The sequence below is a fragment of the Streptomyces sp. NPDC005533 genome (genome assembly GCF_042871845.1).
Classification (GTDB): Bacteria; Actinomycetota; Actinomycetes; order Streptomycetales; family Streptomycetaceae; genus Streptomyces.
This window is the reverse complement of sequence record NZ_JBIAJH010000020.1, coordinates 19,001-41,814: the sequence shown is the minus strand read 5'-3', so window position 1 is coordinate 41,814 and position 22,814 is coordinate 19,001. Positions and strand designations below refer to the sequence as shown.

Genomic DNA, 22,814 nt, shown 5'->3' with positions numbered 1-22,814 from the left:
ATGGGACTGGAAGAGAAGCTGCCGAGCGGCTTCCTGCTGACCACCGTCGAACAGGCCGCGGGCTGGGTGCGCAAGTCGTCCGTCTTCCCGGCGACCTTCGGCCTGGCCTGCTGCGCCATCGAGATGATGACCACCGGAGCGGGCCGGTACGACCTGGCCCGCTTCGGCATGGAGGTCTTCCGCGGCTCCCCGCGCCAGGCCGACCTGATGATCGTGGCCGGCCGGGTCAGCCAGAAGATGGCGCCGGTGCTGCGGCAGGTGTACGACCAGATGCCCGCTCCGAAATGGGTCATCTCCATGGGCGTCTGCGCCTCTTCGGGCGGCATGTTCAACAACTACGCCATCGTCCAGGGCGTCGACCACATCGTCCCGGTGGACATCTACCTGCCCGGCTGCCCGCCGCGCCCCGAGATGCTGATGGACGCGATCCTCAAGCTCCACCAGAAGATCCAGGGCGGAAAGCTCGGCGTGAACCGGGAAGAGGCGGCACGTGAGGCGGAGGAGGCGGCCCTCAAGGCCCTCCCCACCATCGAGATGAAGGGGCTGCTCCGGTGAGCGAGACCCAAGAGCCGGAGAACGGCACCCCGGCCGAGAACGGCGGCAACGGCGGCAACGTCCCCGCGCCCCGCGATCAGGGACCCGAGGTCATCGGCGTCCGCAAGGGCATGTTCGGCGCCAGGAACGGCGGTGACACCAGCGGCTACGGCGGCCTGGTGCGGACCGTGGCCCTGCCCGGCGCGACCAGCCGCCCCTACGGCTCCTACTTCGACGAGGTGGCCGACGAACTCGAAGGCGCCCTGGAGGAGCAGGACCTGCTTCCCGAGAACGCCATCGAGAAGACGGTGGTCGACCGGGGCGAGATCACCTTCCACATCGCCCGCGAGCACCTCGTCCGGGTCGCGCGCACCCTGCGCGACGACCCGGCCCTGCGCTTCGAACTCTGCACCGGCGTCTCCGGGGTGCACTTCCCCGAGGACAAGGGCCGCGAGCTGCACGCCGTCTACCACCTGCGCTCGCTCACCCACGGCCGGATCGTGCGGCTGGAGGTGTCCGTACCGGACAGCGACCCGCACGTCCCCTCGCTCGTCCCGGTCTACCCGACCAACGACTGGCACGAGCGCGAGACGTACGACTTCTTCGGCCTGGTCTTCGACGGGCACCCGGCCCTCACCCGGATCATGATGCCGGACGACTGGCAGGGCTTCCCGCAGCGCAAGGACTACCCGCTCGGCGGCATCCCCATCGAGTACAAGGGCGCCCAGATCCCGGCTCCCGACCAGCGGAGGTCGTACAGCTGATGTCCACTTCGAACCACGCCTCCGCGCGAGAGACCACCGAGGGCACCGTCTACACCGTCACCGGCGGCGACTGGGACGAGATCGTCCAGTCCGCGGCCAGGGCCGACGACGAGCGGATCGTCGTCAACATGGGCCCCCAGCACCCGTCCACCCACGGGGTGCTCCGGCTGATCCTGGAGATCGACGGCGAGACGGTCACCGAGGCCCGCTGCGGCATCGGCTACCTGCACACCGGCATCGAGAAGAACCTCGAATACCGGAACTGGACGCAGGGCACCACCTTCGTGACGCGTATGGACTACCTGACGCCGTTCTTCAACGAGACGGCGTACTGCCTCGGCGTCGAGAAGCTGCTCGGCATCACCGACCAGATCCCGGACCGGGCCACCGTCATCCGCGTCCTGCTGATGGAGCTCAACCGGCTCTCCTCCCACCTGGTGTGCATCGCCACCGGCGGCATGGAGCTGGGCGCGACCACGATCATGATCTACGGCTTCCGCGACCGCGAGCTGATCCTCGACATCTTCGAGCTGATCACCGGACTGCGCATGAACCACGCGTTCATCCGCCCCGGCGGCCTCGCGCAGGACCTGCCCCCGGGCGCCGTCGACCAGCTGCGCGAGTTCGTCAAGACGATGAAGAAGAACCTGCCGGAATACGACAAGCTCGCCACCGGCAACCCCATCTTCAAGGCCCGCATGCAGGACGTCGGCTACCTCGACCTCACCGGCTGCATGGCGCTCGGCGCCACCGGCCCGATCCTGCGCTCCGCCGGCCTGCCGCACGACCTGCGCAAGTCCGAGCCGTACTGCGGGTACGAGAACTACGAGTTCGACGTGCCGACCACCGAGAGCTGCGACTCCTACGGACGCTTCCTGATCCGCCTGGAGGAGATGCGCCAGTCGCTGCGGATCGTCGAGCAGTGCCTGGAGCGCCTGGAGCCGGGCCCGGTGATGGTCGCCGACAAGAAGATCGCCTGGCCGGCGCAGCTGGCGATGGGCCCGGACGGCCTCGGCAACTCGCTCGACCACATCAGGAACATCATGGGCACCTCCATGGAGGCCCTCATCCACCACTTCAAGCTGGTGACCGAGGGCTTCCGGGTACCGGCCGGACAGGCGTACGCGGCCGTCGAATCGCCCAAGGGCGAGCTCGGCGTGCACGTCGTCTCCGACGGCGGCACCCGCCCCTACCGGGTCCACTTCCGCGACCCGTCCTTCACCAACCTGCAGGCCATGGCCGCGATGTGCGAGGGCGGCCAGGTCGCCGACGTCATCGTCGCCGTCGCCTCCATCGACCCCGTGATGGGAGGCGTCGACCGATGACCGCCAGTCCTCAGAACCAAGGGGTCCCGCTGGGCATGCCCCAGCTGCCGGCTCCCGACTTTCCGGCGGAGGTACGCGAGCGCCTCGAAGCGGACGCGAAGGAGGTCATCGCCCGCTACCCCGACAGCCGCTCGGCCCTGCTGCCGCTGCTGCACCTGTGCCAGGCGCAGGAGGGCCACGTCTCGCGCACAGGCGTCCGCTTCTGCGCCGAGGTGCTGGGCCTGACCACCGCCGAGGTGACGGCCGTCGCGACCTTCTACACCATGTACCGGCGCAAGCCCTCCGGCGACTACCAGGTCGGCGTGTGCACGAACACGCTGTGCGCGGTGATGGGCGGCGACGCCATCTTCGAGCAGCTCAAGGAGCACCTCGGGGTCGGCAACAACGAGACCACCCCCGACGGCAAGGTCACCCTCGAACACATCGAGTGCAACGCGGCCTGCGACTTCGCCCCCGTCGTGATGGTCAACTGGGAGTTCTTCGACAACCAGACGCCCGAGTCCGCCACGGCGCTGGTGGACGACCTGCTGGCCGGCCGCGAGGTCTCGCCGACCCGGGGCGCGCCGCTGTGCACGTACAAGGAGACCGCCCGGATCCTGGCCGGGTTCCCGGACGAGCGCGCGGGCGCGGTCGAGGCGACCGGCGGCGCCGGTCCCGCCTCCCTGATCGGGCTGCGCATCGCCCGCGGCGAGTCCCCGCACGCCTCGATCGTGCACCCGAGGTCCGAGGCGCGCGGCGAGACCCGTGGCGACACCACCACCGAGGGAGGGGAGGGATGACCGTGTCCTCCGAACTGAGCAATGGGGGCAGCACCTCCCGGCCCGAGGCCGGCGGCGGCACGAGCCCGGAGAAGCTCCTCGCGCCCGTACTGTCGGCCTTCTGGGACGAGCCGCAGTCGTGGACGCTGGAGACCTACCGGCGCCACGAGGGCTACGAGGGCCTGCGCAAGGCGCTCGCGATGACCCCGGACGACCTCATCGCCTACGTCAAGGACTCCGGGCTGCGCGGACGCGGCGGCGCCGGCTTCCCCACCGGGATGAAGTGGCAGTTCATCCCGCAGGGCGACGGCAAGCCGCACTACCTCGTCGTGAACGCGGACGAGTCGGAGCCGGGAACCTGCAAGGACATCCCCCTCCTCTTCGCCAACCCGCACTCCCTCATCGAGGGAATGATCATCGCGTGCTACGCGATCCGCTCGCAGCACGCCTTCATCTACCTGCGCGGCGAGGTGGTGCCGGTCCTGCGGCGCCTGCACGAGGCGGTGCGCGAGGCGTACGAGGCCGGTTACCTCGGGAAGGACATCCTGGGGAGCGGGCTCGACCTCGACATCACGGTGCACGCGGGCGCGGGCGCGTACATCTGCGGCGAGGAGACGGCGCTGCTCGACTCCCTCGAAGGCCGGCGCGGTCAGCCCCGGCTGCGTCCCCCCTTCCCTGCCGTCGAGGGCCTCTACGCGTGCCCCACCGTCGTGAACAACGTCGAGTCCATCGCCTCGGTTCCCGCGATCCTGCACAGGGGCAAGGACTGGTTCAAGTCGATGGGGACCGAGAAGTCCCCCGGCTTCACGCTGTACTCGCTCTCCGGGCACGTCGCCGGCCCCGGCCAGTACGAGGCCCCGCTCGGCATCACCCTGCGCCAGCTCCTCGACATGAGCGGCGGCATGCGGCCCGGGCACCGGCTGAAGTTCTGGACCCCGGGCGGCTCCTCCACCCCGATGTTCACCGACGAGCACCTCGACGTCCCCCTCGACTACGAGGGCGTCGGCGCGGCCGGCTCCATGCTCGGCACCAAGGCGCTCCAGTGCTTCGACGAGACCACCTGCGTGGTGCGGGCCGTGACCCGGTGGACGGAGTTCTACGCCCACGAGTCCTGCGGCAAGTGCACGCCGTGCCGTGAAGGCACGTACTGGCTGGTCCAGCTGCTGCGCGACATCGAGGCCGGCAAGGGCGTCATGTCCGACCTCGACAAGCTGAACGACATCGCCGACAACATCAACGGCAAGTCCTTCTGCGCGCTCGGCGACGGCGCGGCCAGCCCGATCTTCTCCTCGCTCAAGTACTTCCGCGAGGAGTACGAGCAGCACATCACGGGCAAGGGCTGCCCCTTCGACCCCAGGAAGTCGACCCTCTGGGCCGACACGGAGGTGAACGCATGACCGTCACCACTACGGCCGCCTCCGGAGGGGACGCGGCCGTTCCGCCCGCGGATCTGGTGTCGCTGACCATCGACGGCGCCGAACTGTCCGTGCCCAAGGGCACCCTCGTCATCCGGGCCGCCGAACAGCTCGGCATCGAGATCCCCCGGTTCTGCGACCACCCCCTCCTGTCCCCGGCCGGCGCCTGCCGCCAGTGCATCGTCGAGGTCGAGGGCCAGCGCAAGCCGATGGCCTCCTGCACCATCACCTGCACCGACGGGATGGTCGTCAAGACCCAGCTGACCTCCGAGGTCGCCGACAAGGCCCAGCGCGGGGTGATGGAGCTGCTGCTCATCAACCACCCGCTGGACTGCCCGGTCTGCGACAAGGGCGGCGAGTGCCCGCTGCAGAACCAGGCGATGTCGCACGGCAACGCCGAATCGCGGTTCGAGGGCAGGAAGCGCACCTACGAGAAGCCGGTCCCGATCTCCACGCAGGTGCTGCTGGACCGCGAGCGCTGCGTGCTGTGCGCCCGCTGCACCCGCTTCTCCAACGAGATCGCCGGCGACCCGATGATCGAGCTGCTGGAACGCGGCGCGCTCCAGCAGGTCGGCACCGGCGAAGGCGACCCCTTCGAGTCCTACTTCTCCGGCAACACCATCCAGATCTGCCCGGTCGGCGCCCTCACCTCGGCCGCGTACCGGTTCCGCTCCCGCCCGTTCGACCTCGTCTCCTCCCCGAGCGTGTGCGAGCACTGCGCGGGCGGCTGCGCGACCCGCACCGACCACCGCCGCGGCAAGGTGCTGCGCCGCCTCGCCGCCGAGGACCCCGAGGTCAACGAGGAGTGGATCTGCGACAAGGGCCGCTTCGGGTTCCGCTACGCGCAGCGCCCGGACCGCCTCACCACCCCGCTGGTGCGCAGCGCCGCCGGCGTGCTGGAGCCGGCGAGCTGGCCCGAGGCCCTGGAGGCCGCCGCGAACGGGCTCGCCGCCGCGCGCGGCCGGGCCGGGGTGCTCACCGGCGGCCGGCTCACCGTCGAGGACGCCTACGCGTACGCCAAGTTCGCCCGGGTGGTCCTCGACACCAACGACATCGACTTCCGGGCCCGCGTGCACAGCGCGGAGGAGGCCGAGTTCCTGGCCGCCACCGTCGCCGGCACCGGCAAGGACCTCGACGGTACGGGCGTCACCAACGCCTCGCTGGAGGCGGCCCCGGCCGTCCTCCTCGTCGGCATCGAGGCGGAGGAGGAGGCCCCCGGCGTCTTCCTGCGGCTGCGCAAGGCCCACCGCAAGCACAAGCAGCGGACCTTCGCCCTCGCCCCGTTCGCCACCCGCGGCCTGGAGAAGGCGGGCGGCACGCTGCTGGCCGCCGCCCCCGGCACCGAGCCGGAGTGGCTCGACGCACTGGCCTCCCGGACCGGCCTGGAGGCCGGCGGGGCCGCGGCCGCCGAGGCGCTGCGCGCGCCCGGCGCCGTCATCGTCGTGGGGGAGCGGCTCGCCGGCGTCCCCGGCGCGCTGACCGCCGCCGTACGGGCGGCCGCCGCGACCGGCGCGAAGCTGGTGTGGATCCCGCGCCGGGCCGGTGAGCGGGCCGCCGTCGAGGCGGGCGCGCTGCCGTCCCTGCTGCCGGGCGGCCGCCCGGCCACCGACCCGCGGGCCCGCGACGAGGTCGCCACCGCGTGGGGCCTGGACGAGCTGCCGCACCGCTACGGCCGTGACACCGGCCAGATCGTCGAGGCCGCGGCCTCCCGCGAGCTCTCGGCCCTGCTGGTCGCGGGCGTCGAGGTGGGCGACCTGCCCGATCCGATCCGCGCGCGGATCGCCCTCCAGGAGGCCTTCGTGGTCTCCCTGGAGCTGCGGCCCGGCGAGGTCACCGCCCATGCGGACGTGGTCCTCCCGGTCGCCGCGGTGGCCGAGAAGGCCGGCGCGTTCATCAACTGGGAGGGCAGGCTCCGCCCGTTCGAGGCGGCGCTCAAGCCCGATCAGATGACCCGCCGGCTCGCCCCGGCCGACGCCCGCGTGCTCCACATGCTGGCCGACGCCGCCGACCGGCCGATCGCGCTGCCCGACGTGCACGCCGTACGCCGGGAGCTCGACGCGCTCGGCCCGTGGGCCGGGGAGCGCGCCGCCGAACAGTCCGCCGACACCGCGCCGCTGCCCCGCCCGGGCGTCGGCGAGGCGGTCCTCGCGGGCCACCGGCTCCTCCTCGACCTGGGCCGGCTCCAGGAGGGCGACGAGGCCCTGGCCGGCACCCGGCACGAGGCGAACGCCCGGCTGTCGGCCGCCACGGCCGCCGAGACGGGCGTCAAGGACGGCGACGTCCTCGCGGTGACCGGCCCGGCCGGCTCCGTGGAACTCCCGCTGCGGATCACCGAGATGCCCGACCGCGTGGTCTGGCTCCCGCTGAACTCCACCGGCTCCGGCGTCCTCGCCGACGCCGGTGCCCGCCCGGGCAGCCTCGTACGCATCGGCCCGGCGACCCCGGCCGGCGCCGGCGACACCACTGCGGAGGTGGACGCGTGAACGCGGTACACGGTGACTTCGTACAACTGGCCGCCGAGGACCTGTCCCTGTTCGGCCGGGACGTCTGGTGGCTCGTCGTCCTCAAGGCGGTGTTCTGCTTCGCCTTCCTGATGGTGACCGTGCTCTTCTCCATCGTGTGGGAGCGCAAGGTCGTCGCCTGGATGCAGCTGCGTATCGGCCCCAACCGGCACGGCCCCTGGGGCATGCTCCAGTCGCTCGCCGACGGCGTGAAGCTGATGCTCAAGGAAGACCTCGTCGTCAAGCGGGCCGACAAGGTGGTCTACGTCCTGGCCCCGATCATCGCGGCGATCCCGGCCTTCATGGCCATCGCGGTGATCCCCTTCGGGCCCGCGGACGACCAGGTCTCCATCTTCGGCCAGCGCACCAGCATGCAGCTGACCGACCTGCCCATCGCGATGCTCTACATCCTTGCGGTGGCCTCGGTCGGCATCTACGGCATCGTGCTGGCGGGCTGGTCCTCCGGCTCCACCTATCCGCTCCTCGGCGGACTGCGCTCCTGCGCGCAGATGATCTCCTACGAGATCGCGATGGGCGCGGCCTTCGCGTCGGTCTTCCTCTACTCCGGGTCGATGTCGACCTCGGCGATCGTCGAGGCGCAGCAGGACCGCTGGTTCATCGTCCTGCTGCCCGTGTCCTTCATCATCTACGTCATCACGATGGTCGGCGAGACGAACCGCGCCCCCTTCGACATGCCGGAGTCCGAGGGCGACCTCGTCGGCGGCTTCAACACCGAGTACTCGTCGATCAAGTTCGCGCTGTTCATGCTGGCCGAGTACGTCAACATGGTCACCGTCTCGGCGGTCTCGGTCACCCTCTTCCTGGGCGGCTGGCGGGCCCCGTACCCGATCAGCACCTTCTGGGAGGGCGCGAACCACGGCTGGTGGCCGATGCTCTGGTTCGTCATCAAGGTGCAGCTGCTGCTGTTCTTCTTCATCTGGCTGCGCGGCACGCTGCCGCGCGTGCGCTACGACCAGCTGATGAAGCTCGGCTGGAAGGTCCTGATCCCGGTCTCCGTGGTCTGGCTGATGCTGGTCGCGACCGTGCGCGCGCTGCGCAACGAGGCCTACGACTTCAGCGAGATCGTCCTCTACGTCGGCGGCGGAGTCGTGGCGATCCTGCTGCTCTCCTTCGTCGCGGACCTCTTCCGTGACAAGCGCGAGAAGGCCCAGGCCGCCGACGCCGTCGACGACGCCGCGCCCTTCGACCCGCTGGCGGGCGGGTTCCCCGTACCGCCCAAGCCCGGCCAGCACCTGGCACCCGTACCCCGCAGGCGGTCCCGCAGCGAGCGGGAGCTGATTGTCAGTGGTGGGACGAATACTGAGAGTGACCGAGAGGAGGCTTGAGAGATGTCCGACGACGACAAGTGGCAGAACCCGGTGGCGGGCTTCGGCGTGACCTTCAAGGCCATGTTCAAGAAGCGCCTCACCGAGCAGTACCCGGAGCAGCAGAAGACGACCGCCCCGCGCTTCCACGGACGGCATCAGCTCAACCGGCACCCCGACGGTCTGGAGAAGTGCATCGGGTGCGAGCTGTGCGCCTGGGCCTGTCCCGCCGACGCGATCTACGTGGAGGGCGCGGACAACACCGAGGAGGAGCGCTACTCCCCGGGCGAGCGGTACGGCGCCGTCTACCAGATCAACTACGCCCGCTGCATCCTGTGCGGGCTGTGCGTCGAGGCGTGCCCGACCCGGGCCCTGACCATGACGAACGAGTTCGAACTGGCCGACGCGAGCCGTGAGTCGCTCATCTACACCAAGGAGCAGCTGCTCGCCGGCCTCACCGAGGGCATGGTCGAGGCGCCGCACGCGATGTACCCCGGCACGGAGGACACCGACTACTACCGCGGGCAGGTGACGGGGGCCGCCCCCGGCACGGTCCGGCAGGTCGCGGTCACCAAGGGCGAGAAGCCCGACGAGTCGGTGGCGGCGCCCGCGTCCGAGGAGGTGCAGGCGTGAGCACCACCGCGGCAAGCCTCACCTCCACCGGCGAGGCCGTGCAGTTCTGGGTCCTCGGCACGGTCGCCGTCATCGGCGCCCTGGCCACGATCCTCATGAAGAAGGCCGTGCACAGCGCCCTCAGCCTGGCCGGGACGATGATCATCCTGGCGGTCTTCTACCTCGCGAACGGGGCGTACTTCCTGGGCGTCGTCCAGGTCATCGTCTACACCGGCGCGATCATGATGCTCTTCCTCTTCGTGGTCATGCTCGTCGGCGTCACCGCCGCCGACTCCCTGAAGGAGACCATCAAGGGGCAGCGCTGGCTGGCCGCCCTGTGCGGGCTCGGCTTCGGCATCCTGCTGATCGCCGGCATCGGCAACGCCAAGCTCACCCACTTCAACGGGCTCGGCCGGATCAACTCCGCCGGACACGTCGAGGGCCTGGCGCAGCTGATCTTCACCAAGTACGTCTTCGCCTTCGAGATCACCGGCGCCCTGCTGATCACCGCGGCCGTCGGCGCGATGGTGCTCACCCACCGCGAGCGCACCGAACGGGCCGCCACCCAGCGCGAGCTGGCCGAGAAGCGCGTCCGCGAGGGCGTGCAGCTCCCGCCGCTGCCCGCGCCCGGCGTCTACGCCCGGCACAACGCCGTGGACGTGGCCGGTCTGCTGCCGGACGGCACCCCGTCCGAGCTGACGGTCAGCAAGACGCTGCGCGCCCGCGGTCAGATCCGTGACGTGTCGAGCGAGGCGCTGAACGACCTGAAGGCGCTGGAGCAGGCGTCGGCGGAGCGCCTCGGCCGCGAGGAGGCATCCAAGTGAATCCGGTCAACTACCTGTACCTGGCGGCCCTGCTGTTCACCATCGGCGCGACCGGCGTGCTGATCCGCAAGAACGCGATCGTGCTGTTCATGTGCGTCGAGCTGATGCTCAACGCCTGCAACCTCGCCTTCGTCGCCTTCTCGCGGATGCACGGCAACCTCGACGGCCAGATCATCGCGTTCTTCACGATGGTCGTCGCCGCCGCGGAGGTCGTGGTCGGCCTCGCGATCATCGTGTCGCTGTTCCGTACCCGCCACTCGGCCTCGGTCGACGACGCCAGCCTGATGAAGCTGTAAGGGGTCGCTGTGGAGAACCTGATTGCGCTGCTGGTGGCAGCGCCCCTGTTCGGAGCGGTGGTGCTGCTCTGCGGCGGCCGGCGCCTCGACAAGGTCGGTCACTGGATCGGCACCCTGCTCGCGGCCGTCTCCTTCGGGATCGGCGTCGCCCTCTTCGCCGACATGCTGTCGCGCGGCGGTGACGACCGGACCCTGTACCAGCGGCTGTACACCTGGATCCCCGTCGAGGGCTTCCAGGCGGACATGGCCTTCCAGCTGGACCAGCTGTCGATGACGTTCGTCCTGCTGATCTCCGGGGTGGGCACGCTCATCCACGTGTACTCGATCGGGTACATGGAGCACGACGAGCGCCGCCGCCGCTTCTTCGGCTACCTCAACCTGTTCGTCGCGGCCATGCTGCTGCTGGTCCTCGCCGACAACTACCTGCTGCTGTACTTCGGCTGGGAGGGCGTGGGCCTCGCCTCGTACCTCCTGATCGGCTTCTGGCAGCACAAGCCCAGCGCGGCCACCGCCGCGAAGAAGGCCTTCATCGTCAACCGCGTCGGCGACATGGGCCTGTCGATCGCGATCATGCTGATGTTCACCACCTTCGGCACCTTCACCTTCGGGCCGGTGCTCGCGTCGGTGGGCGAGACCTCCGAGGGCACGCTGACGGCGATCGGCCTGATGCTGCTGCTGGCCGCCTGCGGCAAGTCCGCGCAGGTCCCCCTGCAGTCCTGGCTCGGTGACGCGATGGAGGGCCCGACCCCGGTCTCGGCCCTCATCCACGCCGCCACCATGGTGACCGCGGGCGTGTACCTGATCGTCCGCTCGGGCGCCATCTTCAACGGGGCGCCGGACGCGCAGCTGGTGGTCACCATCGTGGGCGCGGTCACGCTGCTCTTCGGTGCGATCGTCGGTTGCGCGAAGGACGACATCAAGAAGGCCCTGGCGGGCTCGACGATGTCGCAGATCGGCTACATGATCCTCGCCGCCGGCCTCGGCCCGATCGGCTACGTCTTCGCGATCATGCACCTGGTGACGCACGGCTTCTTCAAGGCAGGCCTCTTCCTCGGCGCGGGTTCCGTGATGCACGGGATGAACGACGAGGTGGACATGCGCAAGTACGGCGGCCTGCGGAAGTACATGCCGGTCACCTTCGTCACCTTCGGACTCGGCTACCTGGCGATCATCGGCTTCCCCGGTCTGTCCGGCTTCTTCTCCAAGGACATGATCATCGAGGCGGCCTTCGCGAAGGGCGGCACCCAGGGCTGGATCCTCGGCGGGGTGGCCCTGCTGGGCGCCGGCATCACCGCCTTCTACATGACCCGGGTCATGCTCCTCACCTTCTTCGGCGAGAAGCGCTGGCAGCCCACGGCGTCCGACAGCGGCTCCGCCGCGGGCGCCGGGCACGAGCCGCACCCGCACGAGTCCCCGAAGTCCATGACCATCCCGATGATCATCCTGGCCTTCGGTTCGGTCTTCGCCGGCGCCTTCTTCGAGATCGGCGAGCGCTTCCTCAAGTGGCTGGAGCCCGTCACCGGTTACGAGCACGGCAACCCGCCGGTCAGCGCCCTGACGGTGACCGCTTCGACCATGGTCGTCCTGGTCGTCGGCGTCGCCCTCGCCTGGGCGATGTACGGCCGGCGGCCCGTCCCGGTCGTCGCCCCGCGCGGCTCGCTCCTCACCCGGGCGGCCCGCCGGGACCTGTACCAGGACGACTTCAACCACGTCGTGCTGGTGCGCGGCGGGGAGCACCTGACCCGCTCGCTCGTGTACGTCGACCACAGCCTGGTCGACGGTGTGGTCAACGGGACGGCCGCCTCGGTCGGCGGGCTCTCGGGCCGGCTCCGCAAGCTGCAGAACGGCTACGCCCGCAGCTACGCGGTCTCGATGTTCGGGGGCACGGTGGTCCTGATCGCCGCGACCCTGCTGATGAGGGCGGTGTGAAATGAGTTTCCCGCTTCTGACGGTGACGGCCGCGGTCCCCGCGGCCGGCGCGATCCTGACGGCGGCCGTCCCGGCCGCCCGCAGGACCGCCGCCAAGTGGCTCGCGCTGTTCTTCTCGCTGGCGACACTGGCCCTGGCCGTGCTCGTCGCGGTCCGCTTCGACCCCGGTGGCGACCGCTACCAGCTCACCGAATCCCGCCCCTGGATCGCCGACTTCGGCGTCCGCTACGAACTGGGCGTCGACGGGATCGGGGTGGTCCTCATCGGGCTCACCGCGCTCCTGATCCCCTTCGTGATCGCGGCCGGCTGGCACGACGCCGACCCGCTGGAGACCAAGAGCTCCCGGTGGCGGCCGACCCAGGGCTTCTTCGCCCTGATCCTGCTGGTCGAGGCGATGGTGATCATCTCCTTCGAGGCCACCGACGTCTTCCTCTTCTACATCTTCTTCGAAGCCATGCTGATCCCGATGTACTTCCTCATCGGCGGCTTCGGGGACCGGGCGCACTCCGGCACCGACGAGAACGCGGCCGCGCAGCGCTCGTACGCGGCGGTCAAGTTCCTCCTCTACAACCTGGTCGGCGGCCTGATCATGCTGGCCGCCGTCATCGGGCTGTACGTGGTCGCCGGGAACTTCTCGCTCCAGGAGATCACCGCCGCCCGCGCCGCGGGCACGCTCGACATGGCGACCAACACCGAGCGGCTGCTCTTCCTCGGCTTCTTCTTCGCCTTCGCGGTGAAGGCCCCGCTGTGGCCGCTGCACACCTGGCTGCCGAACGCGATGGGCGAGTCCACCGCCCCGGTGGCCGTCCTGATCACCGCGGTCGTCGACAAGGTCGGCACCTTCGCGATGCTCCGCTTCTGCCTCGGGCTCTTCCCGGACGCCAGCAAGTGGGCCACGCCGGTGATCCTGGTCCTGGCCCTGATCAGCATCGTCTACGGGGCGCTGGTCGCGGTCGGCCAGCGGGACATCAAGCGGCTGGTCGCCTACGCCTCGATCTCGCACTTCGGCTTCATCATCCTGGGTATCTTCGCGATGACCTCCCAGGGCCAGTCCGGCGCCACGCTCTACATGGTCAACCACGGCCTGTCGACGGCGGCGCTGATGCTGGTGGCCGGCTTCCTGATCTCGCGGCGCGGCTCGCGGCTCATCGCCGACTACGGCGGCGTCCAGAAGGTGGCCCCGGTCCTCGCCGGCACCTTCCTGATCGGCGGCCTCGCCACCCTCTCGCTGCCGGGCCTCGCGCCCTTCGTCAGCGAGTTCCTGGTCCTGGTCGGCACGTTCGCCCGGTACCCGGTCGTCGGCATCATCGCCACCGTCGGCATCGTGCTCGCCGCGCTCTACACGCTGGTGCTCTACCAGCGCACGATGACCGGCCCCGTGAAGGAGGAGGTCCGCACGATGCCGGACCTGCGCCTGCGGGAGCTGCTGGTGGTCGCCCCGCTGATCGCGCTGCTGATCGGGCTGGGCGTCTACCCGAAGGTGCTCACCGACATCGTCAACCCGGCGGTGGAGCACACCATGTCGGACGTGAAGCAGACGGACCCGAAGCCCGAGGTGGCTGTCGAGGCCAAGAACGGGGAGGCGGCGAAGTGAGCACAGTGACTTCCGCCCACAGCCTGTGGACAGTGGCGGCCGAGGCGCCGGTCGACCGGATCCCGGCACCGACCATCGAGTACGCGCAGCTCGCGCCCACGCTGATCGTGGTGGGCGCGGCGGTCCTCGGGATCCTCGTGGAGGCCTTCGTGCCCCGCAAGGCCCGTTACCACGTGCAGGTGTTCCTCGCCGTCGCCGCGCTGGCCTCGGCCTTCGCGGCGGTCGTCGGCCTCGCGGCCGGCGGGTACGGCTCGACCAAGGCCCACATCGCCGCGATGGGCGCCATCGCCGTCGACGGTCCGGCGCTGTTCCTCCAGGGCACCATCCTGCTGGCGTCGATCGTCGCGATCTTCACCTTCGCCGAGCGGCGCCTCGACCCGGCCGCGCACGGCAACCGGGTGGACTCCTTCGCCGCCCAGGCGGCGTCCGTACCGGGCAGCGACAGCGAGAAGGCCGCTGTCAAGGCGGGCTTCGCCACCACCGAGGTCTTCCCGCTGGCGCTGTTCGCGATCGCCGGGATGCTGATCTTCCCGGCGGCCGACGACCTGCTGACGCTGTTCGTCGCGCTGGAGGTCTTCTCCCTCCCGCTGTACCTGCTCTGCGCCGTCGCCCGCCGCCAGCGGCTGATGTCGCAGGAGGCCGCGGTCAAGTACTTCCTGCTGGGCGCCTTCTCCTCCGCCTTCCTGCTCTTCGGCATCGCGCTGCTCTACGGGTACGCGGGCTCGGTCTCGTACGCCGTGATCGCCGACGTGGTCGACGGCACGGTCACGAAGATCGACCCGGCGCTGGCCTCCACCATGGGCAACGACGCGCTGCTGCTGATCGGCGGCGCGCTGATCCTGATGGGCCTGCTCTTCAAGGTCGGCGCGGTCCCGTTCCACATGTGGACCCCCGACGTCTACCAGGGAGCCCCGACCCCGGTCACCGGGTTCATGGCCGCCGCCACGAAGGTCGCCGCGTTCGGCGCCCTGCTGCGGCTGCTGTACGTGGTGCTCCCGGGGCTGCGGTGGGACTGGCGGCCGGTGATGTGGGCCATCGCCATCGTCACCATGCTGGCGGGCGCGGTCATCGCCGTGACCCAGACCGACGTCAAGCGGCTCCTCGCCTACTCCTCGATCGCGCACGCGGGCTTCATCCTGGCCGGTGTGATCGCGACCTCGGCGCAGGGCGTCCAGTCCGTGCTCTTCTACCTGGGCGCGTACTCCTTCGTCACGATCGGCGCCTTCGCGGTGGTCACGCTGGTGCGCGACGCGGGGGGCGAGGCGACGCACCTGTCCAAGTGGGCGGGGCTGGGCCGGCGTTCGCCACTGACGGCGGCCGTCTTCGCGGTCTTCCTGCTGGCCTTCGCCGGCATCCCGCTGACGTCGGGCTTCACGGGCAAGTTCGCCGTGTTCCGGGCGGCGGCGGAGGGCGGCGCGGGCGCGCTGGTCGTGGTCGGTGTCCTGTCGTCCGCGATCGCCGCGTTCTTCTACATCCGGGTGATCGTCCTGATGTTCTTCAGCGAGCCGAAGGCCGACGGCCCGACGGTGGCGGTGCCCTCGCCGCTGACGATGACCACCATCGCGGTGGGCGTCGCGGTCACCCTGGTCCTGGGCCTCGCCCCGCAGTACTTCCTGGACCTGGCGGGGCAGGCGAGCACCTTCGTCCGCTGACCGGTTCGCACGACGGCGAAGGGCCCGGCTCCCACGGGGGAGCCGGGCCCTTCGCCGTGTGCGGGTCTACTCCGGCAGCCCCTTCGGCTTGATCGTGGTGAGGTCCAGGTCGATGGGGAAGGGCACCGACACTTTCAGCCGGTCGTGGAAGATGCCCGTCGCGACGTAGACACGCGTCGCCGGTTCGAGTTCGAACACATAGACGACTGCTCGGTCGTTCTTGTTCTCGACCCGCCAGTAGTGGGGGATTCCTGCCCGGGCGTACTTGGCCGGCTTGGTCTCGCGGTCCCGGCCGATCGATTCGGGAGAGACGACCTCGATGGCCAGCCGGACGGACGCGGCGGGGATCCGCGTCTGTTGCTCGGGGCCCCGGGCCAGTTCCTCATCGACGACAAGCACGTCCGGCTCGGGCCGGTTCAGCCGGTCGATGTCGATGGTGAACTCTCTCATCACTTCGAGTCCGTCCGGAACCAGCGATGCGAGTTGCCATTCGAAGAATCGCAGGGCTCGCATGTGGAAACGGGTTTGCGGACTCACGAAGATCAGGCTCCCGTCGATCAGCTCCGTGTGCGGAGGCAGGTTGGGAAGCCGGTCAAGGTCGTCGGCCGTCCACCCGCCCGCGGGCGGTACGGGCCAGCGCGGGGCGGGCTCCTGCTCGGGGGTCTCGGGATCGACGCTCATCGGTAGTGCTCCCATGCCACGGAGTCTCGCGAGTCCGACCAGCGTATCGCCCGGGATTCCGGGAGAAGCCGCCCTGATGAGTGAGTCATATGTGTGCGGCACTTGACCGAACAGGTAGGCGCGGCCTAGTGGCCGTGGCCGTGTGACGCGGGGGCGGGCTTCGCGCCGGCGGTCGCCTTCTTCGGGCAGGTCAAGGCCGGGTTCCAGTTGTGGAAGCGGCCGGCCGGGTTCTCCTTGTACGCCCACATGTGCAGGTCGTAGTGCTTGGGCATGCCCGCCCAGTGGCCCGGCATCGGCCCGTCGAAGGGCAGCCCGAACATGCTCGGACGGTCGTCGGCGGTCTTCAGGTCCTGGTCCCGGTCGGTGTACATCCACTCCACGGTCTGGAGCTTGCGGCGGCCGTTGTGGTCCTTCTCGGTGCTGTAGAGGAGCGCGGTCGGCCTGGCCGGGTCCATCGAGCCCCAGTTGGCCTGCTTGACGTAGTGGTAGCCCATCGAGCCCACCCCGAACGGGTTGGTCATGCACGACTCGCCCTTCGGGACGTAGCCGTCCTTGAGGGCCTCCCGCTCGTCCACGTACCTGGCCGTCACCGCGATGGCCGTCGCCATGTCCTTCATGGCCTTGGCGTTGCGCGGATCGGGGGCGGGCCCCTCGACCCCGTGGGCCGGAGCCACGGCGACGAGGCCGAGCGACAGGGCGGCCGCACAGGTGAGGACGGTCTTCAGGCTGCGTACGGACATGGCGGCGGCTCCTGGCGGTGGGGGTACGGGGTACGGGTTCCCGCTACCGTTCGTCCGTCCACCATCCCGGCCCGTCCGGCCCGCCGCACGCGGCGCGCCTCCGAACGGGGCCCGCCGCGCCCTCAGGCGCGGCCGGCGTACGCGCGGACGTCCGCGTCCGGGTCCGTCACCGCCGTGGCGAGCGCCGCCCGAGCCGCCGGGGTGTCCCGATGGGACCGCAGGGCGAGGACCGCGGCCTTGCGCACATCGGCGTTGGCGTCGGCCAGCGCCCCCGCCAGGGCCGGTACGGCCGGTCCGGGCGCGGCAGCCGACAGCGCGGCCGCCGCCCCGGCCCGGACCTGCCAGGCGGCGTCCGCCAGGGCCGCCACCGCCCGCCCGGCGTACCCGGCGGGGCAGCCCGTCGAGGCAAGCGCCGCCAGGGCGGCGCCCCGCACCAGCGGATCCGGATCGCCCAGCAGCGGGTCCAGCGGGGCCGGGGCCGGGGCGTGCACCGCGGCCAGCCCCTTGGCCACCGCCACCCGGACCTCACGGGCCGGATCCGCCGCGGCCGCGGCCAGCGCCGGGACCGCGTCCACCGAGACCAGGGCCCGCACCGCGTGGATGCGGACCTCCGGCTCGGCATCGGCCAGCGAGGCCGCGTACAGCCCGGCGTCGCCCAACCGCAGGGCCCGCAGGGCTTCGAGCGCGGCCGAGCGCACCGCCGCGTCGGGCACGGCCAGCGCGGTGCGCAGCCCGGCCGCCAGCTCCGGCCCGCCCGGCAGCACCTCGACCAGCTCGCGCAGCGCGGCCGCGGCGGCCGCCCGTACGGCGGGAGCCGCGTCCGCGAGCCGTGCGGCCAGGGCGGGCCCGGCCCCCGCGGGGACGGTCTCGCCGAGCGCGGCGACGGCCGCCGCCCGGACCGCGGGATCGGGATCGTCGAGATACGGGCCGAGGAGGTCCAGGCCGGGTGACTCCTCGGCCAGGGCGAGCAGTTCCAGGATCCGGGGCGAGGCGCTCCCCGTCCGCTCGGCGGGCAGCTCCTCCGGTCCGGCGGCCCCCTCCGGCGGTACGGCCTCCTCGCCCGAGGGCCCCGGCCCGGGCGCCGGCGGTGCTTCCGGCCGCCCCGCCGTGGCCACCGGCACCAGGGCGACCTCGCCCAGGTGCCGCGCGGGACCGCCGGCCGGGGCGAAGCCCTCCACCGGCACCAGGTACGGCTCCACCGGCCGGGCCGTGAACTCCATCGCTCCCGAAGCCGACTTGCGCAGGTCCAGGTGGTGCAGCCAGCCGGTGTCGTCGCGCTCCGGGTGGTCGAGCCGCTCGTGGTAGAGGCCCCAGCGGGACTCCGTACGGGCCAGCGAGGAGCGGGCCGCCATCTCCGCGCAGTCGCGGATGAAGGACACCTCCGCGCACCGCATCAGCTCGTGCGCGGTGGTCGCGCCCATCTCCGCGATCTCGCCGGACATCCGGTCGAAGGCGGCCACGGCGAGGGAGAGCTTCGCGCCCGTCTTCGGCGGGGCCACGTAGTCGTTCACGAACCGCCGCAGCTTGTACTCCACCTGCGGCTGCGGCGGCCCGTCCGGACGGCGCAGCGGCCGGTAGATCAGCTCGTGGGCCGCCGCCACCTGGTCGGTCGGCAACTCGCCCTCGTACGCCGCGTACCGGGCGGCGTCGGCGCCCGCCAGATCACCGAAGACGAACGCCCCGATCATGTAGTTGTGCGGTACCGACGCCAGGTCCCCGGCCGCGTACAGCCGCGGGACCGTGGTGCGGGCGTGGTCGTCGACGCGGACGCCCGAGGCCGAGTGGCCCCCGCACAGCCCGATCTCCGAGATGTGCATCTCGATGTCGTGCGTGCGGTAGTCGTGGCCGCGGCCCGCGTGGAAGGTGCCGCGCGTCGGACGCTCGGTGGTGTGCAGGATCGACTCCAGCGAGGCCACCGACTCCTCCGGGAGGTGGCTGAGCTTCAGGTACACCGGGCCGCGGTCCGAGGCGAGTTCGGCCGCGAACTCCGCCATCATCTGCCCCGACCAGTAGTCGGAGTCCACGAAGCGTTCGCCGTGCCGGTTGACCTGGTAGCCGCCGAAGGGGTTCGCCACGTACGCGCACGCCGGCCCGTTGTAGTCCTTGATCAGCGGGTTGATCTGGAAGCACTCGATCCCGGTGAGGGCCGCTCCCGCGTGGTAGGCCATCGCGTAGCCGTCACCGGCGTTGGTCGGGTTCTCGTACGTCCCGTACAGGTACCCGGAGGCGGGCAGTCCCAGGCGCCCGCAGGGGCCGGTCGCCAGGATCACCGCGCCCGCGCGCACGGTCACGAAGGCGCCCGTGCGGGTGTTGAAGGCGGCCGCGCCGATCGCCCGGCCGTCCTCGGGCGAGGTGAGGACGCGCACCGGCATCACCCGGTTCTCGATCCGGATCCGTTCCCGCATCTCGCGGCGCCGCAGCTGCCGGTAGAGGACCTTCTTGACGTCCTTGCCCTCGGGCATGGGCAGCACGTACGAGCCCGAGCGGTGGACCTGGCGCACCGCGTACTCGCCGTGCTCGTCCTTCTCGAACTTCACACCGTACGACTCCAGGCGCTGCACCATCGCGAAGCCGCGGGTGGCGGTCTGGCGGACCGTGGACTGGTCCACGATGCCGTCGTTGGCGCGGGTGATCTCGGCGACGTAGTCGTCGGGCTCGGCGCGGCCGGGCACGACGGCGTTGTTGACGCCGTCCATGCCCATGGCGAGGGCGCCGGAGTGGCGTACGTGGGCCTTCTCCAGCAGCAGGACGCGAGCCCCGTGCTCGGCGGCGGTCAGCGCCGCCATCGTGCCGGCGGTGCCTCCGCCGATGACGAGGACGTCGCAGGAGAGTTCCTCGGCGTCGCCGATCGCGGGGATGTCCACGGTGCTGCCTTTCAGAGAGAGTCGATGATCTGCTGGCGCAGGGCGGCATGGGCCGGCGCGCGCCCACGGTCGCGGGGATGCGGTACGCGGACCACCTCACTCGTGCCGAGCAGGGCGACGCGGTCCCCGAGGAACAGGGCCTCGTCCACGTCGTGGGTGACGAAGACGACGCTCGCTCCGGTGCCGGCGAGGACGTCCACGAGGAGGTCCTGCATCTCGGCCCGGGTCTGGGCGTCGAGCGCCCCGAAGGGCTCGTCCATCAGGACGGCGCGCGGGCGCGCGGCGAGGGCGCGGGCCAGTTGCACGCGCTGGCGCTGCCCGCCGGAGAGCTGGTGCGGGAGCCGGTGGGCGTGGCCGCCGAGCCCGACGCGCTCCAGCCACTCCTCGGCGATCCGCCGCCGTTCGGCGCGCGGCAGCCCGCGGGAGTGCCGGATGGCGAGGGGGAGTTCGACGTTGGCGCGGACCGTGCGCCAGGGCAGCAGGGCGTCGTCCTGGAAGACCAGGGCGCGGTCGGCGCCCGGGCCGGTCAGCGGCCGCGCGTCCTGCTCGACCGTGCCGCCCAGCGGGGGCAGCAGGCCGGCCAGGGTGCGCAGCAGCGTGGACTTCCCGCATCCGGACGGCCCCACGACGGACAGCACCTCCCCCGCCTCGACCGTCAGGTCGACCGCGTCGAGCACCACGTGCCCGCGGTGGCCGAGCCGTACGCCGCGCAGGGCGAGGGTGGCGCCCGGTTTCGGGGTGGCGCCGGGTTTCCGGGTGGTCAGGGTGGTCACGTCTGCGTCCCTCCGGTGGTCGCGCGCTGCGGGGCCGTTCCCCTGCCCGGTGCGCTGACGCGCCGGGCGGGCTGGAACGAGGGGCGGGGCCGGGGCGGGGTGGCGGCGGCCGAGGACGCGGCGGTCCGGGGGAGCCAGGACGTCAGTCGGCGGCCCGCGCGCTCCACCGCCGTGGACGTCAGCCAGCCCAGCGCGCCGATGGTGACCATGCCGACGAAGACGCCCGGGTAGTCGACCACCGTGTAGTCCTGCCAGGTGCGGTAGCCGACCCCGTACTCGCCGGAGATCATCTCGGCCGAGATCACGCAGATCCACGACACGCCGATGCCGACCGACAGGCCCCCGAAGATGCCCGGCAGGGCCCCCGGCAGGACCACGGAGAACAGCACCCGCGCCCGCCCGCCGCCCATCGTCAGGACGGCCTCCTCCCACACCGGGGCCAGCGCCCGCACCGCGTGCCGCGTCGAGACCAGCACCGGGAAGAAGGCGGCGGCGCAGGTGATGAAGACGATCCCCTGCTCGTTGGAGGGGAACATCAGGATCGCCACCGGCACCAGCGCGATGGCCGGGACCGGACGCAGCACCTCCAGCAGCGGGCCCAGTACGTCGGCCGCGATCCGGGACCGGGCGACGGCCGTGCCCACGACCACGCCCAGGACGGCGGCGAGCACGAAGCCCGTCACGATCCGGCGCAGGCTGGAGGCCAGGTCCTGCCAGTAGTCCGGGGTCCGGGCCCGCTCCGCGAACGTCGAGGCGATCTCGCCCACCGTCGGGAACTGCTCGAAGCGCAGCCACAGGTTCATGTCGAGCGAGGTCAGCCCCTGCCACAGCAGGAGGGCCGCCCCGAGCGAGGCCGCCCGCAGCGGCCAGCGGCCGCCCGTCATGACGCCAGGGCCGCGGCCTCGGCGTAGCCCAGGATCCGCGCCCCCGATCCCCGGTGCTGGTCGACGTACGCCGTGGCGCCCGCCTGCGTGACGAAGGCGCGCAGCTCCGGCCCCTCGGCCACCCACACCGCCTTGTCCGCGAACCACAGGGTGCCGGTCACCGCGTCCGGTACGTACGCCGCGCGGACGTCCGCGCCGCGCGCCGCCTTCAGCAGCTCGCGCGGGGAGTCGAAGGACCGCGTGCCGCTCTCGCCCTTCAGCCACAGCTCGGACCGGGGGGCCGCCGCCTTCGGGTACTCCGGTGCGCCGGAGCTCGCCCGCTTCAGGGGCTCGGAGTCCACGAAGGCGTCCACGTCCACGTCGCCCACCAGCTTGCCCGCCTGGAGGACCGGCACGTCCTGCTTGAGGGCGTCGATCAGCTCCGGGCGCAGGGCCGGGTCGAAGGTGGCGATGCCGTTCGCGCCGTTGTAGAGGTACACGACCTCCGCCGGCAGGCCCGTCTCCTTCGCCACCGACTCGGCGGCCGCCACCGGCTCCGCGCGCAGCTGGTCGGTGGCCTTGCGCTGCGCCTTCAGGAAGTCGTCCAGCACGCCCGGCCGCTCCTTCACGAACTTCTCGCGCACGGTGACCCCGTGGAAGGTCGGCAGGTTCAGCTCGGCGCCGTCGTACAGGGCCTTCGCCCTGCCCTCGTACGCCAGCTGGCCCGGCCACGCCACGAACTGCGACAGCGCGTCCGCGCTGCCGGCCTGGAGGGCCGAAGCTCCCACGCTGGGCTGCTGGTTGAGCTTCTGGATGCCGCTCTCCGGGTCGATCCCGGCGCGCTGCAGGGCCCGTACGAGGGTTCCGTCGGCGGCGGATCCCACACTGGTCGACACCTTCTTGCCGCGCAGGTCGGCGAGGGATCCCAGCTTCGAATCCGGGGCGGTGACCACGGTGTTGAAGCCGCCGCGCAGGTTGTAGCCGGTCACGGAGACGAGGTGGGTGGGCTGCCCCAGTTCCTTGCCGCGCGCCGCGTTGATGAGGAGCGGGAAATCGCCCATCGAGCCGATGTCGACCTTCCCGGCGGTCATCTGGGCGGTGATCGGGGCGCCGGTGGCGTAGTCCTGCCAGTCCACCTTGTACGTGACGCCGTCCTGCTTGCCGCGCGCGGCGAGTTCCTGCTCGAAGTAGCCGAGGGAGCGCAGCAGGGTGCCGGCGGTGACGGTGTTGATGGTCTTGGACTGGTAGCCGACGGTCACGGTGACCGTCCTGGGCCCGGACGCCCCGGAGGCGTCGCCGCCGCAGGCCGTGGCGAGCGGGGCGAGCAGCAGGACGAGCGCGGGCGCGAGGGCCTTCGTACGCAT

19 protein-coding genes are annotated in these 22,814 nt (G+C 71.3%); 13 read left to right on the top strand and 6 right to left on the bottom strand.

What is annotated here, in order from left to right; all coding sequences use genetic code 11:
- The 13 genes from ACFYP3_RS21045 to nuoN are packed head-to-tail and all read left to right on the top strand — an operon-like array spanning position 1 to position 15,529.
- Positions 1–555 carry an NADH-quinone oxidoreductase subunit B family protein gene (locus tag ACFYP3_RS21045; protein WP_030162005.1) on the top strand — a complete coding sequence of 185 codons (555 nt, stop codon included), beginning with the start codon at positions 1–3 and terminating at the stop codon, positions 553–555.
- On the top strand, positions 552–1,298 hold the full coding sequence (locus ACFYP3_RS21040; protein WP_388834567.1) for an NADH-quinone oxidoreductase subunit C: 747 nt from the start codon (positions 552–554) through the stop codon (positions 1,296–1,298). Before ACFYP3_RS21045 ends, ACFYP3_RS21040 begins: the two co-directional genes overlap by 4 nt.
- Positions 1,298–2,623, top strand: a complete 1,326-nt coding sequence (locus ACFYP3_RS21035; protein ID WP_388834564.1) for an NADH-quinone oxidoreductase subunit D — start codon at positions 1,298–1,300, stop codon at positions 2,621–2,623. Before ACFYP3_RS21040 ends, ACFYP3_RS21035 begins: the two co-directional genes overlap by 1 nt.
- Positions 2,620–3,402 (top strand): NADH-quinone oxidoreductase subunit NuoE, encoded by a 783-nt coding sequence (gene nuoE, locus ACFYP3_RS21030; protein WP_388834561.1) that lies wholly within the window; start codon positions 2,620–2,622, stop codon positions 3,400–3,402. The genes ACFYP3_RS21035 and nuoE overlap by 4 nt, the downstream gene beginning before the upstream one ends.
- A complete protein-coding gene (gene nuoF, locus ACFYP3_RS21025) occupies positions 3,399–4,778 on the top strand; it encodes an NADH-quinone oxidoreductase subunit NuoF (protein WP_376615680.1) in 1,380 nt (459 codons plus the stop codon). The genes nuoE and nuoF overlap by 4 nt, the downstream gene beginning before the upstream one ends.
- Positions 4,775–7,279, top strand: coding sequence for an NADH-quinone oxidoreductase subunit G (locus tag ACFYP3_RS21020; protein WP_388834558.1), 2,505 nt, complete (start codon positions 4,775–4,777; stop codon positions 7,277–7,279). Before nuoF ends, ACFYP3_RS21020 begins: the two co-directional genes overlap by 4 nt.
- Positions 7,276–8,643: an NADH-quinone oxidoreductase subunit NuoH gene (gene nuoH, locus ACFYP3_RS21015; RefSeq protein WP_388834556.1), complete on the top strand. Its 1,368-nt coding sequence runs from the start codon at positions 7,276–7,278 to the stop codon at positions 8,641–8,643. The genes ACFYP3_RS21020 and nuoH overlap by 4 nt, the downstream gene beginning before the upstream one ends.
- Before the next feature lie 3 nt (positions 8,644–8,646).
- Positions 8,647–9,255 carry an NADH-quinone oxidoreductase subunit NuoI gene (nuoI, locus tag ACFYP3_RS21010; RefSeq protein ID WP_388834554.1) on the top strand — a complete coding sequence of 203 codons (609 nt, stop codon included), beginning with the start codon at positions 8,647–8,649 and terminating at the stop codon, positions 9,253–9,255.
- Positions 9,252–10,058 carry an NADH-quinone oxidoreductase subunit J gene (locus tag ACFYP3_RS21005; RefSeq protein ID WP_030710194.1) on the top strand — a complete coding sequence of 269 codons (807 nt, stop codon included), beginning with the start codon at positions 9,252–9,254 and terminating at the stop codon, positions 10,056–10,058. Before nuoI ends, ACFYP3_RS21005 begins: the two co-directional genes overlap by 4 nt.
- Positions 10,055–10,354: an NADH-quinone oxidoreductase subunit NuoK gene (gene nuoK / locus ACFYP3_RS21000; protein ID WP_030653455.1), complete on the top strand. Its 300-nt coding sequence runs from the start codon at positions 10,055–10,057 to the stop codon at positions 10,352–10,354. The genes ACFYP3_RS21005 and nuoK overlap by 4 nt, the downstream gene beginning before the upstream one ends.
- A gap of 9 nt (positions 10,355–10,363) precedes the next feature.
- Positions 10,364–12,283 (top strand): NADH-quinone oxidoreductase subunit L, encoded by a 1,920-nt coding sequence (gene nuoL, locus ACFYP3_RS20995; protein ID WP_388834551.1) that lies wholly within the window; start codon positions 10,364–10,366, stop codon positions 12,281–12,283.
- A 1-nt stretch (position 12,284) separates the two neighbouring features.
- Complete coding sequence (locus ACFYP3_RS20990; protein WP_030710196.1) at positions 12,285–13,877, top strand: NADH-quinone oxidoreductase subunit M; 1,593 nt, start codon at positions 12,285–12,287, stop codon at positions 13,875–13,877.
- 5 nt (positions 13,878–13,882) lie between these two features.
- Entirely contained in the window at positions 13,883–15,529 is a 1,647-nt protein-coding gene (gene nuoN / locus ACFYP3_RS20985; RefSeq protein ID WP_388834802.1) for an NADH-quinone oxidoreductase subunit NuoN, read from the top strand.
- Positions 15,530–15,595: 66 nt separating this feature from the next.
- Here nuoN and ACFYP3_RS20980 read toward each other — a convergent pair whose 3' ends face one another.
- From ACFYP3_RS20980 to ACFYP3_RS20955, 6 genes are all read right to left on the bottom strand, one after another.
- A complete protein-coding gene (locus ACFYP3_RS20980) occupies positions 15,596–16,210 on the bottom strand; it encodes a Uma2 family endonuclease (RefSeq protein ID WP_388834548.1) in 615 nt (204 codons plus the stop codon).
- Between the two features lie 125 nt (positions 16,211–16,335).
- Positions 16,336–16,950, bottom strand: coding sequence for a hypothetical protein (locus ACFYP3_RS20975; RefSeq protein ID WP_388834546.1), 615 nt, complete (start codon positions 16,948–16,950; stop codon positions 16,336–16,338).
- Between the two features lie 122 nt (positions 16,951–17,072).
- Positions 17,073–19,814, bottom strand: a complete 2,742-nt coding sequence (locus ACFYP3_RS20970; RefSeq protein ID WP_388834544.1) for a fumarate reductase/succinate dehydrogenase flavoprotein subunit — start codon at positions 19,812–19,814, stop codon at positions 17,073–17,075.
- An 11-nt stretch (positions 19,815–19,825) separates the two neighbouring features.
- On the bottom strand, positions 19,826–20,587 hold the full coding sequence (locus ACFYP3_RS20965) for an ABC transporter ATP-binding protein (RefSeq protein WP_388834541.1): 762 nt from the start codon (positions 20,585–20,587) through the stop codon (positions 19,826–19,828).
- Positions 20,584–21,471: an ABC transporter permease gene (locus ACFYP3_RS20960; RefSeq protein ID WP_388834539.1), complete on the bottom strand. Its 888-nt coding sequence runs from the start codon at positions 21,469–21,471 to the stop codon at positions 20,584–20,586. Before ACFYP3_RS20960 ends, ACFYP3_RS20965 begins: the two co-directional genes overlap by 4 nt.
- Positions 21,468–22,814 (bottom strand): ABC transporter substrate-binding protein, encoded by a 1,347-nt coding sequence (locus tag ACFYP3_RS20955; RefSeq protein WP_388834536.1) that lies wholly within the window; start codon positions 22,812–22,814, stop codon positions 21,468–21,470. The genes ACFYP3_RS20960 and ACFYP3_RS20955 overlap by 4 nt, the downstream gene beginning before the upstream one ends.